We start from the raw sequence: 15,779 nt of genomic DNA, 5'->3' as shown, positions 1-15,779 counted from the left end.
CTTTGCGCAGGAGGCACAAGTGGACTTCAACGGCAGGTCAGGTGAAATGAGCGTGTTCACCACCGTGGCGCACGAAGGCAGCCTGTCGGCCGCGGCGCGTGCACTGGGCGTGACACCCTCGGCAGTCAGTCGGGTCATCGCGCGTACCGAGCAACGCCTTGGCACCCGCCTGCTGTTGCGCACCACCCGAGCGATCGCCTTCACTGCCGAGGGCGAAGCGTTCCTGCGCGGCGCCCGGCGTATCCTGGCCGATATGGACGAGGTCGAAGCAGCGATCGCTGACCAGGGCGTGCCCAGGGGGCGATTGCGGGTCAGTGCCGCCCTTGGCCACGGGCGGCTGGCCATCGTCCCGCTGGTGGCAGCATTCAGCGCCCGTTACCCGAACATCGTCGTCGACCTTACCCTCGGCGACGAAGTGGTCGACATTCTCGGCGGGCAGGCCGATGTCGCGATCCGCTTCGGCCATCTGCCCGACAGCCCACTGACCGCGCGCAGGATCGGCGACACCGGCCAGGTAGTGGTGGCATCGCCCGAGTATCTGCAGCGCGAGGGCATCCCCACGGAGCCGGAAGACTTGTTTCAGCACAATTGCCTGCGCTTCAACTTCCGGCGTGCCGAACCCAACTGGCCGTTCATCCGCGGTGGAAAAGAGTTTTCCCTGAAGGTCAGCGGCAACATCGAATGCAGCAGTGGTGAAGCGCTGGCACAACTTGCGCGAGTAGGTGCCGGCATTGCACGTATCGGCGAGTTCAGCGTGCGCGAGGATCTACAGCGCGGCGCCCTGATACCGCTGCTGGAAGCCTGGAACCCTGGGGACCAGGAACCGATCCATGCTGTGTTCGTCGGCGGGGCGGCAATGCCGGCGCGGGTGCGATTGTTCGTGGACTTCTTGCTGGAACATCACCGGATGTAAGCGCTTGATCTGAAATTCCGGGTGCTTGTGGTGTTGAAGTCTCCAAAATGTCGTTACCCCACCAGCATCGATGCTGAAACGGTAACCCCTCCAGCTTCCCCACAAGCCAGAACCTTGAATACCCACCCCCACCCCGTTAACCTTCGCCTATCGCTTTTTGTGTCTGCTGTTTCGTGTCATGGCAGCTGTGCGTGGGGCGCATTCGTGCGCGCCGGGTTCCTTGATTCCCGGTCTACCAACCTGCGTACAGCCGCCACCCTTCGTTTGATAGCGATAGGTGTCGGCTCCGCCAATCAAGGGAGCTGCACAATGACAAGAATCGTCCCCGAACCCCGCGTGTTAATCCCCGCAAACCACCTACACCGCCTTCGGCTGTAGCAACGGAAACCACCCTCCCCTGTTTTCCGTCTGCGAAGGCATCGAACTCGAAGATGCGTTGGTCCATCTGTCGCTACAGATCCAATGCGCCAAGGAGATGGCGACAGGCCGAGGTCGGCCAAAAGCAGTCATTCGTGAGTTGCCATCAGCAGTCAGTATTTCGATACGCAGTCGGGCGCGACTCCTTAATCGGTGATAATCGCCAAATAAAAAAGGAGTGCCTCTGTAAAGGGCACTCACTCCTGTTTACTCGCAATGCTAAATCGCTTGGTTTTGTTCAAGCGCTGTGGTTTACCGGTGCGAACTCTGCTTTCACAAAGTAGGTTTTTTCTTCGGTTTCCAGATTCGATATACCGGCCTGCGCACCAACCTCTACTAGCTTTGCCCTGACTGACAGTTCCAAATTTTTGTCTGTGGAGAATGACGTGTTTTCTTTAATTTCTAGGGACGCGGTCAGACAGCCGCCCACTTCGCGTGCAAACACGACCGCCTTCCACGAAGGCTCATACGGCAGCCAAAAGAAGCTCTCACGATCGACTTTGCTATCTGCTTTCCAAGGCTTGCCGGTTAACGAGAACTCACGTGTATCGAGTGAATCAGTATCGCATTCAGTTTTACCTGCGTAACTGACTGCGCCTCCACCCATAGGGCCAACTTGCACAGATGCTTCTGCGCTGATGGAGCCGCGCGTTTTATCGGATACTTTCTTGGTGATGCTGATTTTGGTCGCTCCGAGTTGAACCAATAGCTTGACCAGTTCCGATTCGCGCTCCTCCAGCAGGATTGCGTCATAGCTATCACTGGGAATGTAGAGGTTCTTGTTATCCGGGTTCGAGTAGTCGGACAGTGGGTGTTTGCGGTAAGCCTTGCCAACGACTGGGTGCCCTGGCTGGAAACGATAATCAGCCTCTTTGGCTTGGGTACGGGAAAGCGAATGGCGTTGTACGTAAGCAGTGAGCAAACGTGTTTCTTCGGCTATGGCTTTAGCTGGGGCAGATTCATCAGTTGTGGCGCTACGATCTTTGGCGTCTATTGATTCACCCGCGCCTGCAACACCGGCAGCGGTGGCCGCTGCGCCAATAATCATAGAAATAGGCAGGATAGGAATAAGGAATGACGATGCTACAGCCGCTAAGCCGGAGTATGCAGTTTTTCCAATAAGCGATGTTGTATTTTGGCCAGGAAGTGTGAAGTTTGGAGTGTAGCCGCTATCATTTGGCTGGGAGGTGTCGGAGGAAAAATGATCTTCTACGATGTAAATGAGATCTAGCATTGGGTAACTCTCCTTGTTGGCCAAACACATGGTTGCCAGGCCGGCATTTAGTGATCGTGCCTTGCCAGGGAAGTGTGTATTGATGCTTTGTTTCGGCCTTGCTCGAGGATTCTTGAATCGCCCCTGATTTCCTATACGCTTTTCACTGGCTGCTTCTGGCCGAAAGCAGCCTTCACCAAAAACCAGGTATCGATCGATATACGCATAGACAGCCTCAACCACCCCGCCCTTGAATATCCCCCCAATCCTCGCTACCCTTCGTCTCGCCGCTGCCAATTCAGCGGCCGGGTCTGCAAGCCCGCCAAGCAAAAGGCGCACAGCGCCACCTGAAAGTCATTGGCGCTTTTTTGTGCCCGTGGTTTCGATTTATGGTGGCTACGTGTGGGAGACCTTCGGGTCTGCCGGGTTCCTTTTGCCCCGGTCTTGCAGACCCGCACGTAGCCGCCACCCTATCAACTGCAAGTGATGGCTGGCGGTTCCACTGCAAAAGGGAGCTGCACAATGACAAAAATCGTCCCCGATCCCCCGCTTGTTAATCCCCGCAAAACCGCCTACACCGCCTTCGGCTGTTGCAACGGAAACCACCCTCCCCTGTTTTCCGTCTGCGAAGGCATCGAGCTCGAAGATGCGTTGGTCCATCTGTCGCTACAGATCCAATGCGCCAAGGACACCACCGCACAAGCTTGCGAACGCGCCGACGCGCAGTTCAAGCACCTGCTGGTGGCAGCGCAGCAGTCGCTGGAGATGAGCACCGTGTTGATCGACACGGTGCTGGACGGCATGGAGGCGCAAGCGGTAGACGCGTAACGACGAGACACCCGGGCCGCAGACGCGGCCCACTGATAGGGGTGCCTATGCGCCAAGTAGGAGCCGGCTTTGCCGGCGAAGCGACGCGCGGGCAGCGCGCGGCCTAGAGAGCGCCATCAGATTCAAGGCATGCCCCCCAAACCCAGATGCAATTACAAGACAGGTGACTGAGGATGTCTTCAGAAAGGCCACCAAAGGATCGCGGTGAGGTTATCAGGTGCCAGTCAATGCTGTTGTGCCGGTCACAAGATCGAGCGCCGCGAGCGCGGCGCTTCGCCGGCGAAGCCGGCTCCTACATGGGCTGCCACGTGCCAACGCCTGTGAGATTCGAGTTGTCAGCCACCACAACTACACCACCAGAATCGCCTCATGCACATCAATCGTCGGTATCGGCACCACACAACGGCGCGTGGCGAGCCACTGGCGCATCTTGCAGGCATCGAAAATCTGCCCCTCGTCCATCATCGCCAAGATGAGCGTTTGAGACATACGGTAACATCCACACTGAACGCAACGCCGCCCTTCCCACCCGGCTGGGCAGTCGATGGCCTCGGCGTGGCCGGCGCAGATCAGACAGCTCATGCAACCCCCTGATTGTTTTTCTGGGCGGGAAGGAACGTGCTGGTTACACCACAAAAAACAGCGTTCGAAAAAGGCATGAAAATTCCGTGCCAAGGCACGTATCTCGACAGATGGCAGCTGTTTCGGGCACCCGCCTCACTGGCCCCTGCGAAGGTCGTCGATCAGGGTCTTGTACCCGGCCACCTGCTGCTTGACGTAGGTGCGCAATTGATCACCGGTCAGGGCGAACGGCAGCAGCCTGAAGCCGCTGCGAAGCTGGGCGAACTGTTCCGAGGCCAGTAGCTGGTCGAAGGTGTGCTTCCACCAGGCATAGTCCTCGTCGCTGACCCCGGGCCCCAGATAGAAACCCCTGACCACCGGGCAGACGATGTCGTAGCCCTGTTCCCTGGCGGTGGGCACGTCCTTGAGCTCACCGCCCAGGCGTTCTTCCGAGAGTACGGCCAGCAGGCGCATCTCGCCGCGCTGCAGGTGCGTGATGACCTCGAACGCATCGGTACTGCTGACTTCGATGTAACCGCCCAGCAACGCCGTGGCGCTTTCGCCGCCGCTTTCCAGGGCGATGTAGCGCAATTCGCCAATATCGATACCCGCGGCCTTGGCGAGCAATGCGGCCTGCACCCAGTCCTGCCCGCCGGCAGTGCCGCCGGAGCCGAACAGCACCTTGCGCGGCTGCTGCTTCAGCGCCTTGACCAGGTCGTCGAGGTTCTTGTACGGGGAGTCGCTTCTTACCGCGATGGCGCCATAGCTTTTGCCCAGGGCGGCGACCCAGCGTACCGCGCCCTCGTCGAAGCGCCCGAACTTGCCCTGAGCAAGGTTGAGCAGCGACCCGCTGGACCACGCGATCAGGGTGCCCGGCTCTGCCGGCCGTTGCGCGATGATGGTGTTGTAGGTCACCGCCCCGACCCCACCGGGCATGTAGGTGATCTGCATGGGCTGGTCGAACACCTTGTTCTGGGCCAGGGCTGTCTTGATCAACTGGCACATCAGGTCCCCACCGCCACCCGATGAACCGGGCACGATGCATTCAGGCGAAGACGGCGGCGCCGCCAGCAACGAAGTGGCGAACAGGGAGCAAGCAATCGAACAGATACTGCGCAGGAAAAACGTCATGGCGGTCGCCTGTTATTGTTTTTGGTATGACTTGGCAGTTGCGCACCGGGCGGGTTGTCGCCACTGCACAACTGCACGTACCAAATCTTAGGCTGTGTAGCTTTCTCCAACCTTGCAGCAAGGCAGCGTACGCTGCCCGCGCCATGACTGCAAAACCGGCACCACGGCAGTTACGCAGCGCCCGCCTGGCGGCCGACGCTCAGCGGGCACGTGGTCAGCGACTCCAATGTGCTCGCGCAGCTGATGCCGCATCAGCTGGCGTATTACCTGCTGACCAAGCCGCACAAGCAGATCAGCGACATGGCCCGGCAGTTCATTGCGTGGCTGAAGGAAGAGGCTGGCAACGGGGCGTAGTGCGTGAATGGGTGCCCGATCAGCCCATCAGTTCGACGGCAAGCACTCCAGCGCTTGTATAGACTGGGTCTGGACGCGCCTCACTCACGGGATTGCACGATGAATCACCGCTACACCCGCCTGGACAGGCTGGCCAGCAGTTCACTGCGCCTGAACATGGGGCTTGCCGTGCTCCTGGGCCTGGCACTGCTGTTGACTGGCTTGTGCTACTGGGGCGTGAATCGCGTGCTGCAGAAGCAGGAAGACACGGTGAAGTTTCACTTCGCCCGCCTGATGGAAAACATCCGCGAGCAGGAAGCCTTTCTCAGCGCCGTGTCGCGCAAAAGCGCCGAAGGCCAACTGCTGGGCGCCTCCAGTGTGCCGGTGGTGGTGCAACGGTCTTCGTCCGATGCTACCGGTGCGGTCTATGAAGAACTCGAATACGCCTTCTCCCTGCCGTTCAGCGTGAAGATCAACCCGGCCAGGATCGCAGCCTCGCAACACGCCAGCGTCTCTACCCTGGGGGCGAACCTGGCCAACTACTACAGTGCATTCTGGTCGGCTTCGCACTATCAATCGCCCCAGGTGCTGCTGTTCAACCTGCCGGACAACTTCGATATCAGCGTACCGGCCATGGGGCGCCTGCGCGGCACGGGTCGGCCCCGACAAGAGGACTTCGATCGTGTGGTGCGCCAGGTGGGCAAGAGCCTGCACGACCACGCGCCGCAGGACCACCAGGTGCAGTGGGTGCCCTATGACGCAGGCCCCGATGCCCCTGCCACTGTGCTGGGGTATGTCGACATCGACCTGTCGGCAACCCGGCTGCACATTTCAGGGGCCAGCCCCTCGGTGGTGGTGGCGTCCATGTTCACGCTGGATCAGGTCAACAACATCGAACGCATCATGCAATGGTCGATCTACGATCACTTCAGCCTGATCGCCCCCACCCGCGAGGCATTGGTGGGCGAGTTCAAGCCCGATCGGGTGCTGCATGAAGGCCTGAACCTGAACGCTGACGGGCTGGTGTTCCGTGTGACAAGCCCGGGCGAGCAGCCCTGGACCGGCATCTATGTGATCGGTTTCAAAAGCTTTGTGGACTATGCCTTCTGGCCGCTGCTGGGGCTGGTTGCACTGATGCTGGCCGGATTGGGCGGCGGCTGGGCGTTCAATCACTGGTATCGCAAGCATGTGGTGTTGCCTGCCCACCGTGCACTTGAAGACATCGCCGAGAGCGAGGCTTTCAGTCGAGCCGTCATCGACACGGCGCCAGCCGGTCTGTGCGTGCTGCGTTGCAGCGACTACGCGGTGCTGCTGGAAAACCAGCACGCCCAGCAGTCCCACGGCAGCGCCACGCTGATCGGCGCCCTGCGTCGACAGCACGACCTGCCCGAGCGGGGCTCAACCGATCTGCAGGTTGAAGGCCGCCATTGGCACGTGAGCCTTGTGCCTACCCGCTACCACGGCGAAAACGCCTGGCTGTGTGCCTTTCATGACGTTACCCGGCTTGTCGAAGATGCCGCCAGCCTTGAACAGGCGCGCTTGGCCGCCGATTCCGCCAATGAAGCCAAGACACGTTTCCTGGCCACCATGAGCCATGAGATCCGCACACCGCTGTACGGCGTACTGGGCACCCTGGAGCTGATGGGGCTGACCGCGCTCGACCCGCGCCAGCAGCACTACCTGCAGACCATCCAGCGATCATCGGCCACCCTGTTCCAGCTGATCAGCGACGTGCTGGATGTGTCGAAGATCGAATCCGGACAGATGAGCATCGACGATCTGGACTTCTGCCCTCTGGAGATGATCGAGGCCACACTCGGCACCTACAGTGCATACGCCCAGGCCAAAGGCTTGCAACTGTATGCCTGCATCGATGCCGACCTGCCCGACCGGCTGCGCGGCGATCCGTTGCGCATTCGCCAGATCCTCAACAACCTGCTGAGCAATGCCATCAAGTTCACCGACAGCGGCCGGGTGGTGCTGCGGGCTCGGGTCGTGGAACAGGACAGCGAATACAGCCAGTTGCAGTGGCAGGTCAGCGATTCGGGACTGGGTATTTCCCAGGCCCAGCAGGTGCATCTGTTCGACCCGTTCTATCAGGTGCGCGACGCCAGCAGCGAGGCCGGCGCAGGCCTGGGCCTGTCCATCTGCCGCCGGCTCTGCGAACTGATGGACGGCCAGCTCGACGTGGTCAGTGCAATCGGGCTGGGCAGCAGTTTCACCCTGCAGCTGAAGCTGCCCCGCGCGCCCGGCGCACTCACCGACTGTCCTGAACTCGAGCCATCCACCGCCCCTGTGTACGTGCGCGCACCCGTCCCGGAACTGGCCCGGCACCTTTGCGCCTGGCTCGTTCGGCTGGGGGTCGACGCCCGTCCGCTGGCCAGCGACATGGGTTCGGGCAACGACGCGACACTGTTGGTGGACATGCTCGCGTCCGGTCAAGCGTGGGCTGGCCCCCGGATCAACGCCGTACCGGGCGGGCCCAACCCACCCGACTACGGCGCTGATGGCTGGGAGGTCGATGCCTACGACGTTCGCGCGATCGCCAGGGCGGTGGGCCTGGCGCACGGCGGTCACGACACGCAGCACAGCGCCTGGCCAGCGGGCACCCGCCAGCCACTGGACCTGCGGATTCTGGTAGCCGAAGACAACCCCATCAATCAGGCGATCATCAAGGAGCAACTCGAAGCCCTGGGCTGCGTGGTCACGGTGGCGTTCAACGGTGAGCAGGCACTGGCACTCTGGGCGCCCGGGGCTTACGACCTGGTGCTCACCGACGTCAACATGCCGGTTATCAATGGCTATGAGCTGACCCAGGCATTGCGCCAGCAGGATGCCGACCTGCCCGTGATCGGCATCACAGCCAACGCCATGCGCGATGAAGGCGAGCGCTGCGCGGCCGTGGGCATGAACGCCTGGATGGTCAAGCCCCTGAACCTGCACACCTTGCGTACTCAGCTGTTGCAGCACTGCGAGCTGGTTCTGCCGCAGCCCTTCACCGAGGTCGACGACGCCGCCACCACACCATCGAGCGACGTCGACACCGTCCACGTTCCGCCTGCGATGCGAAAACTGTTCATCACCTCGATGCGCGACGACCTGCACAAGATCCACGTCGCACTGGACAACGCCGATGCCGGCGTCCTGGCGCAGGTACTGCACAGCCTGGGCGGCGCCCTGTGCTCGGTTCAGGCGTTCACCCTGGCCACCTTGTGCGCCGAACTGGAATGCCAGCTTGCGGGGTCGCACATCACGCCGCAGCTGGCCCGGAAAGTACGCCAGGTGCAAACGCGCCTGGAGACCGTGCTGAACACACAGCAGGCCCTGGACGGTTGAAGCCGTCCTGTCTTGCGTATTCGAAGAGGATTGTTGCGCAACGAAAAAAGGGCCACTTTTCAGTGGCCCTTCTTTCTGACGAATTACAGACCTTTCGATCTGTAGCTCCAAATACTGGAGCGGGAAACGAGACTCGAACTCGCGACCCCGACCTTGGCAAGGTCGTGCTCTACCAACTGAGCTATTCCCGCGTCGTGTTGATGGGGGCCATTCTAGCGATTTTAAAAACGCCGTCAACCCCTTGATTCAAAAAAGTTTATTTTATTTCAGAGCCTTCACGCAGGTGCGGCCAGGCTGCACGCAGGTAGTGCACCATCGACCACAGGGTCAGCCCCGCCGCCACCAGCAGCAGCGCATAACCCAGGCCTACCCAGAACCCCCACACCGGCGGATTGCCCAGCAGGATCACCAGCGCCAGCATCTGCGCCGCGGTCTTCCACTTGCCCAGGTTGGACACCGCCACATGGGCACGTGCGCCCATCTCGGCCATCCATTCACGCAGCGCCGACACCACGATCTCGCGACCGATGATGACCGCCGCCGGCAGCGTGAGCCACAGGTTGGCATGCACCTGCACCAGCAGCACCAGGGCCACGGCCACCATCAGCTTGTCCGCGACCGGGTCGAGGAAGGCGCCAAACGGAGTGCTCTGCTGCCACCGACGAGCCAGGTAACCGTCCAGCCAGTCGGTGGCGGCGGCAACGGCAAACACGCTGCTGGCGGCTATGTAGCTCCAGTGATACGGCACATAGAACAGCAGTATGAAGATCGGTATGAGCAGAACGCGTAGTACGGTAAGCAGATTCGGGATATTCATCGGCACAACTGGCTGCGAGGTGAGCGGGCATTCTACTCGCTATGCAGGCTGTCATAAATCGACTCGGCAAGCTTTTTACTGATTCCGGGTGCTTTGGCGATTTCTTCGACGCTGGCACGGCTCAGTTCCTGCAGCCCGCCAAAGTGTTTTAGCAGGTCACGCCGGCGCTTGGGCCCTACCCCGGCGACGCCTTCCAGGGTCGAGGTGCGCCGCGTCTTGCCGCGCCGCGCGCGGTGACCGGTGATGGCGAAACGGTGCGCTTCGTCGCGGATCTGCTGGATCAGGTGCAGCGCCGGCGAGTCGCCCTTGAGGGTGAACTCGTGGGCCACATCGTTGAGGTACAAGGTTTCGAAACCGGCCTTGCGCGTGGTGCCCTTGGCCACGCCCAGCAGAATCAGGTCGGGCACGGCCAGTTCCTGCAGCACGTCGCGGGCCATGTTCAGCTGGCCCTTGCCGCCATCCACCAGCAGCACGTCCGGCAGTTTGCCCTCGCCGTCCTTGATCCGCGAGAAGCGCCGGGTCAGGGCCTGGTGCATGGCCGCGTAGTCATCGCCGGCGGTCACGCCCTCGATGTTGTAGCGCCGGTAGTCGGACTTGATCGGGCCCTCGGGGCCGAACACCACGCAGGAGGCCACGGTGGCCTCGCCGCTGGAGTGACTGATGTCGTAGCACTCCAGGCGCTGCGGGGTTTCATCCAGGTCCAGCACCTGGGCCAGCGCATCGAAGCGCGCGGCCATGTGCTGGCGGTTGGCAAGACGCGCCATCAGCGCCTGCTCGGCGTTGGTCACGGCCAGTTGCTGCCAGCGCGCGCGGGTGCCGCGCACCCGATGGCTGATGGTCAGCTCGCGACCCCGCAGGGCCTCGACGGCGGCGCACAGGGCTTCGAAGTCTTCGTGCACCACGTTGACGATCAGCTCGGCAGGCAGTTCGCGCTCGGCGTTGCCCACGTAGTACTGGGCCAGGAACGCCGACAGCACCTCGGCCACGTCTTCCTCGATGCCCACCTGCGGAAAGAAGTTCTTGCTGCCCAGCACCCGCCCGCCGCGCACGCTGATAAGGTGCACGCACGCCCCGCCCGGGTTGACGAAGGCGGCCACCACATCCACGTCGCCGCTGCCGCCCTCCATGCTCTGCTGATCCTGCACGCGACGCAGCAAGGCGATCTGGTCGCGCAGCTCGGCGGCACGCTCGAACTCCAGGGCCATCGCGGCGCGCTCCATCTCTTCGTTGAGCTCGTTGGTCAACTGGTGGCTGCGCCCCTCCAGGAACATCACCGAGTGGCGCACGTCGGCGGCGTACTCCTGTGGTTCGACCAGGCCGACGCACGGCGCCTTGCAGCGCTTGATCTGGTACTGCAGGCACGGCCGGGTGCGGTTGGCGTAATAGCTGTCTTCGCACTGGCGCACGAAGAAGGTCTTCTGCAGCAGGCTCAGGCTTTCGCGAATGGCACCGGCACTGGGGTAAGGGCCGAAATACCTGCCCTTGGCCTTCTTGGCCCCGCGATGGATGCCCAGGCGCGGGTAGTCGCCATCACTGAGGAACACATAGGGGTAGGACTTGTCGTCGCGCAACAGGATGTTGTACGGCGGGCGCCATTCCTTGATCAGGGTCTGCTCGAGCAGCAGCGCCTCGGTCTCGTTGGCGGTAATGGTGGTTTCGACCTGGGCGATGCGCGCCACCAGCGCGGCTGTCTTGGGCGCCAGGCCCGCCTTGCGAAAATAGCTCGCCAGGCGCTTCTTGAGGTTTTTGGCCTTGCCGACATACAGCAGGCGCGCGCCTTCATCGAACATCCGGTAGACACCCGGACGTCCGCTGCAGGTCGCCAGAAAGGCACTTGAATCAAACGCTGGGGTCATATCAGAGGTTGGCGTCAACCATACCGTGGCGCACGGCCAGCAACGTCAGTTCCACGTCGCTGGTAACGGAAAGTTTCTCGAAGATCCGGTAACGGTACGTATTCACCGTCTTCGGCGACAAGCACAGCTTGTCGGAAATGATCTGCACCTTCTGGCAACCGACGATCATCAGGGCGATCTGGATCTCCCGCTCCGACAGGCTGTCGAACGGCGAGGCATTCTGCGGTTCGAACGACTTGAGTGCCAGCTGCTGGGCTATCTGCGGGCTGATGTAGCGCTGCCCGGCAAACACCAGGCGAATGGCCTGGACCATTTCACCCAGCCCGGCGCCCTTGGTCAGGTAGCCGGCCGCACCGGCCTGCAGCAGGCGGGTGGGAAACGGGTCTTCCTCGCACACGGTCACGGCCACCACCTTGATGTCGGGGTGGCTGCGCAGCAGCTTGCGGGTCGCCTCCAGGCCACCGATGCCGGGCATCTTGACGTCCATCAGGACCACGTCGGGCTTGAGTTCGCGGGTGAGTTTCAGTGCTGCCTCGCCGGAATCGGCTTCCCCTACCACCTGCAGGCCGTCGATGTCGGCCAGCATGCGGGTAATGCCCGTACGCACCAAATCGTGGTCATCGACCACCAGGACCCTGATCAAGCAGACACCTCGCGTTACGGTGTGAATTGTATCCGGCCACCTTAGCAAAAAATCGACCGGGTGAGCTAACTGTAAACGCCATCCGGCTGACGTCAATTTCCCAGCCTTCCTACGTGGCTTCCTACGCGGCTCATCGTCACTGCAGCTGGGCTTCTGCCTGGATGAGCAGACCTGCCTGTACAGGCACAGGCCACGCATGAAACTGAAACTATGCCCGGCTCGCCACGCGGAGCACAAGCGGTGGCGAATGCAAAAAAAGCAACGCCAATAAAACAGGCTGTTCACGCTCGCGATGCACTCATCAACACAACTAACCCGTCGCCCGATTGCAACTTTCAAAACATTAAGCTGAAACGGTTTACCTAATTAAATGAAGGCGATTTGCCACTATTAAAAGTTATGTAAAACCCCCGTGGAAGCATTTTTTTGGCGCCATTAAAACGCACACAATACACATATCAATTTTTTGACGTCGAACTTTACACAAACTATAAGTCATTGTTTTTTAACGGTTTTTTAACTTTCACAAAACAAACTATATTTTTTTCTAGTTAATTTGATATGAAGTGTTGCCGTTCCAAAATTAAACGCTATAGGATGAAAAAAAGAGAGATAAGCCGCCGACGAACATCAACGTTCGCCGCGTTTCAGTTTGCGCCTGCCGCCTGAACATTTATCAACTACACAAGGGTTCGCTCAGGCGAACAGTGCTAAAGGGATCTCTATGAACATCAGTATTTTCGGGCTCGGATATGTAGGTGCCGTGTGCGCCGGGTGCCTCTCGGCACGTGGCCACAATGTGGTGGGGGTGGATATCTCCCCGGCCAAGATCGACATGATCAACCAGGGCAAGTCGCCCATCGTCGAGCCGGGGCTCGAGCAGCTGTTGCAACAGGCCGTGCAGCAAGGGCGCCTGTACGGCACCACCGACGTACAACGCGCCGTGCTCGACACCGAACTGTCGCTGCTGTGCGTGGGCACGCCCAGCAAGAAGAACGGCGACCTCGACCTGGTGTACATGGAGGCCGTATGCCGCCAGATCGGCGAAGCCCTGCGCGACAAGGCTGGCCGTCACACCGTGGTGGTGCGCAGCACCGTGCTGCCAGGCACGGTCAACAACGTGGTCATCCCGCTGCTCGAGCAAGCCTCGGGCAAGAAGGCCGGCGTCGATTTCGGCGTGGCGGTCAACCCCGAGTTCCTGCGTGAAAGCACGGCCATCAAGGACTACGACTTCCCGGCCATGACCGTGATCGGCGAACTCGACACCCAGTCGGGCGACATCCTGCAATCGCTGTACGAGGGCCTGGACGCCCCGGTGATCCGCAAGTCGATCGAAGTGGCCGAGATGATCAAGTACACCTGCAACGTGTGGCACGCCACCAAGGTGAGCTTCGCCAACGAGATCGGCAACATCGCCAAGGCCTCCGGGGTGGACGGACGCGAGGTGATGGACGTGGTGTGCCAGGACCACAAGCTCAATCTGTCGCGCTACTACCTGCGCCCCGGCTTCGCCTTCGGCGGCTCGTGCCTGCCCAAGGACGTGCGCGCCCTCACCTACCGCGCCGGCCAGCTGGACGTCGAGCACCCGCTGCTGGCCTCGATCATGTCCAGCAACCGCAGCCAGGTGCAGAACGCCTTCGACCTGGTCAGCGGTTTCAACAAGCGCCGTATCGGCCTGCTGGGGCTGAGCTTCAAGGCCGGCAGCGACGACCTGCGCGAAAGCCCGCTGGTGGAGCTGGCCGAAATGCTGATCGGCAAGGGCTACGAGCTGCGCATCTTCGACGCCAACGTCGAGTATGCCCGGGTGTTCGGCGCCAACCGCGACTACATCGAGTCGAAGATCCCGCACGTGTCGTCGCTGCTGTGCAACGACCTCGACCAGGTGATCGACGGCGCCGAGATCATCGTGCTGGGCAACAACGACCCGCGTTTCGCCCAGGCCCTGGAAGGCAATGGCGACAAGCAGATCGTCGACCTGGTCGGTTTCATGCCCAACGCCAGCAACGCCACCCAGGAAGGGATCTGCTGGTAAGGCCACAGGCTCCGTCAAGAGAGCCCAAGGCGTTCGACTCCACGCGTCACCCGACTGTTTACCTGCCTGAGTGCCGCCTCCTTCGGAGCGCCGGCGAACCTCATGTGCGTGAACGGCCGGGTGCGCGCTGCCCGTACCAAGGAGAAACGGCACCATGAAACCACAGCAACAGCGGCCCGAGGGCCGACCCGGCTACCTGCAGGCAGGCGCCAGCTTCTGTGCCTGGGCCTGCCTGTTCGGCCTGGTCGCGCTGGCGTCGCAGATGATCGCGCCGCAGTACCTGGACCCCAGCCACCACACGTTCATCTTCATCATCGGTACCCTGGGCATGTGGCGCTACGGCAATGCCATCGTCCACTACATCCGCGGCATGTACTTCCTGCACTGGAAGTTCCCGCGCATCCGCAAGGCGGTCGAGCGCATGGGCGACGATGCCCTGCCCTCGCACATGTTCATGGTGGTGACCAGCTTTCGCATCCCCACCCACACCACCTTCAAGGTGTACCAGTCGGTATTCCAGGAAGTGCAGCGGCTGAACGTGCCGTGCACGGTGATCGCCTCGATCGTGGAAAAAGGCGACGAGCAGTTCATCAAGACCATCATGCGCAACGAGGTGGTCGATCGCGACGACATCAAGCTGGTGATCGTGCGCGCCCGTGGCACCGGCAAGCGTGACGGCCTGGCCCATGCCTTCCGTGCCCTGTCGCGGCAGATGCCGCTGCAGGACGCGGTGGTCGGCGTGGTCGACGGCGACACCATGATGCTGCCCGGCTGCGTCGAGCGCGCGGTCAAGCTGTTCGCCTACCTGCCCAATGTCGGTGGCCTGACCACCAACGAGTTCTGCGAGGTCGAAGGCAGCCCGCTGATGCGCCAGTGGCACTCGATGCGCTTCGTGCAGCGGCACATCAACATGTGCTCGATGGCCCTGTCGCACCGGGTGCTGACCCTGACCGGCCGGCTGTCGTTCTTTCGCGCCAGCGTGATGACCGACCCCGAATTCATCCGCGACGTGGAAGCCGACTTTCTCGAACACTGGCGCCTGGGCCGCTTCCAGTTTCTCACCGGCGACGACAAGTCCTCGTGGCTGAGCCTGATGCGCGCCGGCTGGGACACCTTCTACGTGCCCGACAGCAACACCCTGACCGTGGAGCATCCACCAGACAACAGCTTCTGGCGCGCCACCCGCCAGCTGATGTTCCGCTGGTACGGCAACTCGCTGCGCCAGAACTTTCGCGCCACCCACCTGCTGGGCCGCGCCCGCCTGGGCCTGTTCACCCTGTACGTGCTGCTCGACCAGCGCGTGTCGATGTGGACCTGCCTGATGGGCCTGACCGCCTCGGTAGTGGCCGGCGTGGTGTTCGGCATCGAGTACCTGCTGGTGTACCTGTTCTGGGTACTGCTCTCGCGCAGCCTGGTGACGGTGCTGTTCCTGTTCGCCGGTCACCCGGTCAGCCCGGTGTACCCGTTCGTTCTCTATTACAACCAGATCGTGGGCTCGCTGATGAAGGTGTACGCACTGTTCCACATGGACCAGCAGAGCTGGACCCGGCAAAAAACCACGCTAAGCAACGGCACTGTCGATTTCGACACGGCCCTGAACCGCTGGTCATCGAAGGCGATGCTGTTTTCATCCATCGCGATTTTCTTCGGTGCCATCTCGGTACTTCTCGAACTCACGCAACGTTAAGGAAAGGCGCCT

12 protein-coding genes and 1 tRNA gene are annotated in these 15,779 nt (G+C 61.3%); 6 read left to right on the top strand and 7 right to left on the bottom strand.

Going from position 1 to position 15,779, the window contains the following annotated elements; all coding sequences use genetic code 11:
* The first annotated feature begins 19 nt into the window (after positions 1–19).
* Positions 20–913, top strand: a complete 894-nt coding sequence (locus N0B28_RS10020) for a LysR family transcriptional regulator (RefSeq protein WP_275731625.1) — start codon at positions 20–22, stop codon at positions 911–913.
* A gap of 655 nt (positions 914–1,568) precedes the next feature.
* Here the strand turns inward: N0B28_RS10020 and N0B28_RS10015 are convergent.
* Positions 1,569–2,882 carry a hypothetical protein gene (locus N0B28_RS10015; RefSeq protein WP_275731624.1) on the bottom strand — a complete coding sequence of 438 codons (1,314 nt, stop codon included), beginning with the start codon at positions 2,880–2,882 and terminating at the stop codon, positions 1,569–1,571.
* A 183-nt stretch (positions 2,883–3,065) separates the two neighbouring features.
* Between N0B28_RS10015 and N0B28_RS10010 the strand changes: the two genes are divergently transcribed.
* Positions 3,066–3,371 (top strand): DUF3077 domain-containing protein, encoded by a 306-nt coding sequence (locus tag N0B28_RS10010; protein ID WP_058540395.1) that lies wholly within the window; start codon positions 3,066–3,068, stop codon positions 3,369–3,371.
* 348 nt (positions 3,372–3,719) lie between these two features.
* Here N0B28_RS10010 and N0B28_RS10005 read toward each other — a convergent pair whose 3' ends face one another.
* Together N0B28_RS10005 and N0B28_RS10000 are read right to left on the bottom strand one after the other, a co-directional pair.
* On the bottom strand, positions 3,720–3,860 hold the full coding sequence (locus N0B28_RS10005; RefSeq protein ID WP_275731621.1) for a hypothetical protein: 141 nt from the start codon (positions 3,858–3,860) through the stop codon (positions 3,720–3,722).
* Between the two features lie 228 nt (positions 3,861–4,088).
* Positions 4,089–5,063 carry a tripartite tricarboxylate transporter substrate binding protein gene (locus tag N0B28_RS10000; RefSeq protein ID WP_078481051.1) on the bottom strand — a complete coding sequence of 325 codons (975 nt, stop codon included), beginning with the start codon at positions 5,061–5,063 and terminating at the stop codon, positions 4,089–4,091.
* Positions 5,064–5,291: 228 nt separating this feature from the next.
* Between N0B28_RS10000 and N0B28_RS09995 the strand changes: the two genes are divergently transcribed.
* Together N0B28_RS09995 and N0B28_RS09990 are read left to right on the top strand one after the other, a co-directional pair.
* Positions 5,292–5,417: a hypothetical protein gene (locus N0B28_RS09995; RefSeq protein ID WP_275731618.1), complete on the top strand. Its 126-nt coding sequence runs from the start codon at positions 5,292–5,294 to the stop codon at positions 5,415–5,417.
* Positions 5,418–5,516: 99 nt separating this feature from the next.
* Positions 5,517–8,732, top strand: coding sequence for a hybrid sensor histidine kinase/response regulator (locus N0B28_RS09990; RefSeq protein WP_275731617.1), 3,216 nt, complete (start codon positions 5,517–5,519; stop codon positions 8,730–8,732).
* 115 nt (positions 8,733–8,847) lie between these two features.
* Here N0B28_RS09990 and N0B28_RS09985 read toward each other — a convergent pair.
* The 4 genes from N0B28_RS09985 to uvrY all read right to left on the bottom strand — a co-directional run bounded on the left by N0B28_RS09985 (position 8,848) and on the right by uvrY (position 12,048).
* Positions 8,848–8,923 (bottom strand) — tRNA-Gly (locus N0B28_RS09985).
* Between the two features lie 65 nt (positions 8,924–8,988).
* Positions 8,989–9,549 carry a CDP-diacylglycerol--glycerol-3-phosphate 3-phosphatidyltransferase gene (gene pgsA, locus N0B28_RS09980; protein WP_043860267.1) on the bottom strand — a complete coding sequence of 187 codons (561 nt, stop codon included), beginning with the start codon at positions 9,547–9,549 and terminating at the stop codon, positions 8,989–8,991.
* A gap of 32 nt (positions 9,550–9,581) precedes the next feature.
* Positions 9,582–11,405, bottom strand: a complete 1,824-nt coding sequence (gene uvrC, locus N0B28_RS09975) for an excinuclease ABC subunit UvrC (RefSeq protein ID WP_043860266.1) — start codon at positions 11,403–11,405, stop codon at positions 9,582–9,584.
* A 1-nt stretch (position 11,406) separates the two neighbouring features.
* The gene (gene uvrY, locus N0B28_RS09970; RefSeq protein WP_043860265.1) at positions 11,407–12,048 is read right to left on the bottom strand and encodes a UvrY/SirA/GacA family response regulator transcription factor; all 642 of its coding nucleotides are present in this window, start codon (positions 12,046–12,048) and stop codon (positions 11,407–11,409) included.
* 724 nt (positions 12,049–12,772) lie between these two features.
* On the opposite strand from uvrY, the gene N0B28_RS09965 reads away from it, so the two are divergent.
* Positions 12,773–14,080, top strand: coding sequence for a UDP-glucose/GDP-mannose dehydrogenase family protein (locus N0B28_RS09965; RefSeq protein ID WP_043860264.1), 1,308 nt, complete (start codon positions 12,773–12,775; stop codon positions 14,078–14,080).
* 154 nt (positions 14,081–14,234) lie between these two features.
* Complete coding sequence (locus N0B28_RS09960; protein ID WP_173925053.1) at positions 14,235–15,767, top strand: glycosyltransferase; 1,533 nt, start codon at positions 14,235–14,237, stop codon at positions 15,765–15,767.
* The last annotated feature ends 12 nt before the right edge of the window (positions 15,768–15,779 follow it).

It is taken from the genome of Pseudomonas sp. SD17-1 (assembly GCF_029201585.1).
Classification (GTDB): Bacteria; Pseudomonadota; Gammaproteobacteria; order Pseudomonadales; family Pseudomonadaceae; genus Aquipseudomonas; species Aquipseudomonas palmensis.
The sequence above is the reverse complement of the archived record's forward strand: the minus strand, read 5'-3'. Positions and strand labels throughout refer to the sequence as shown.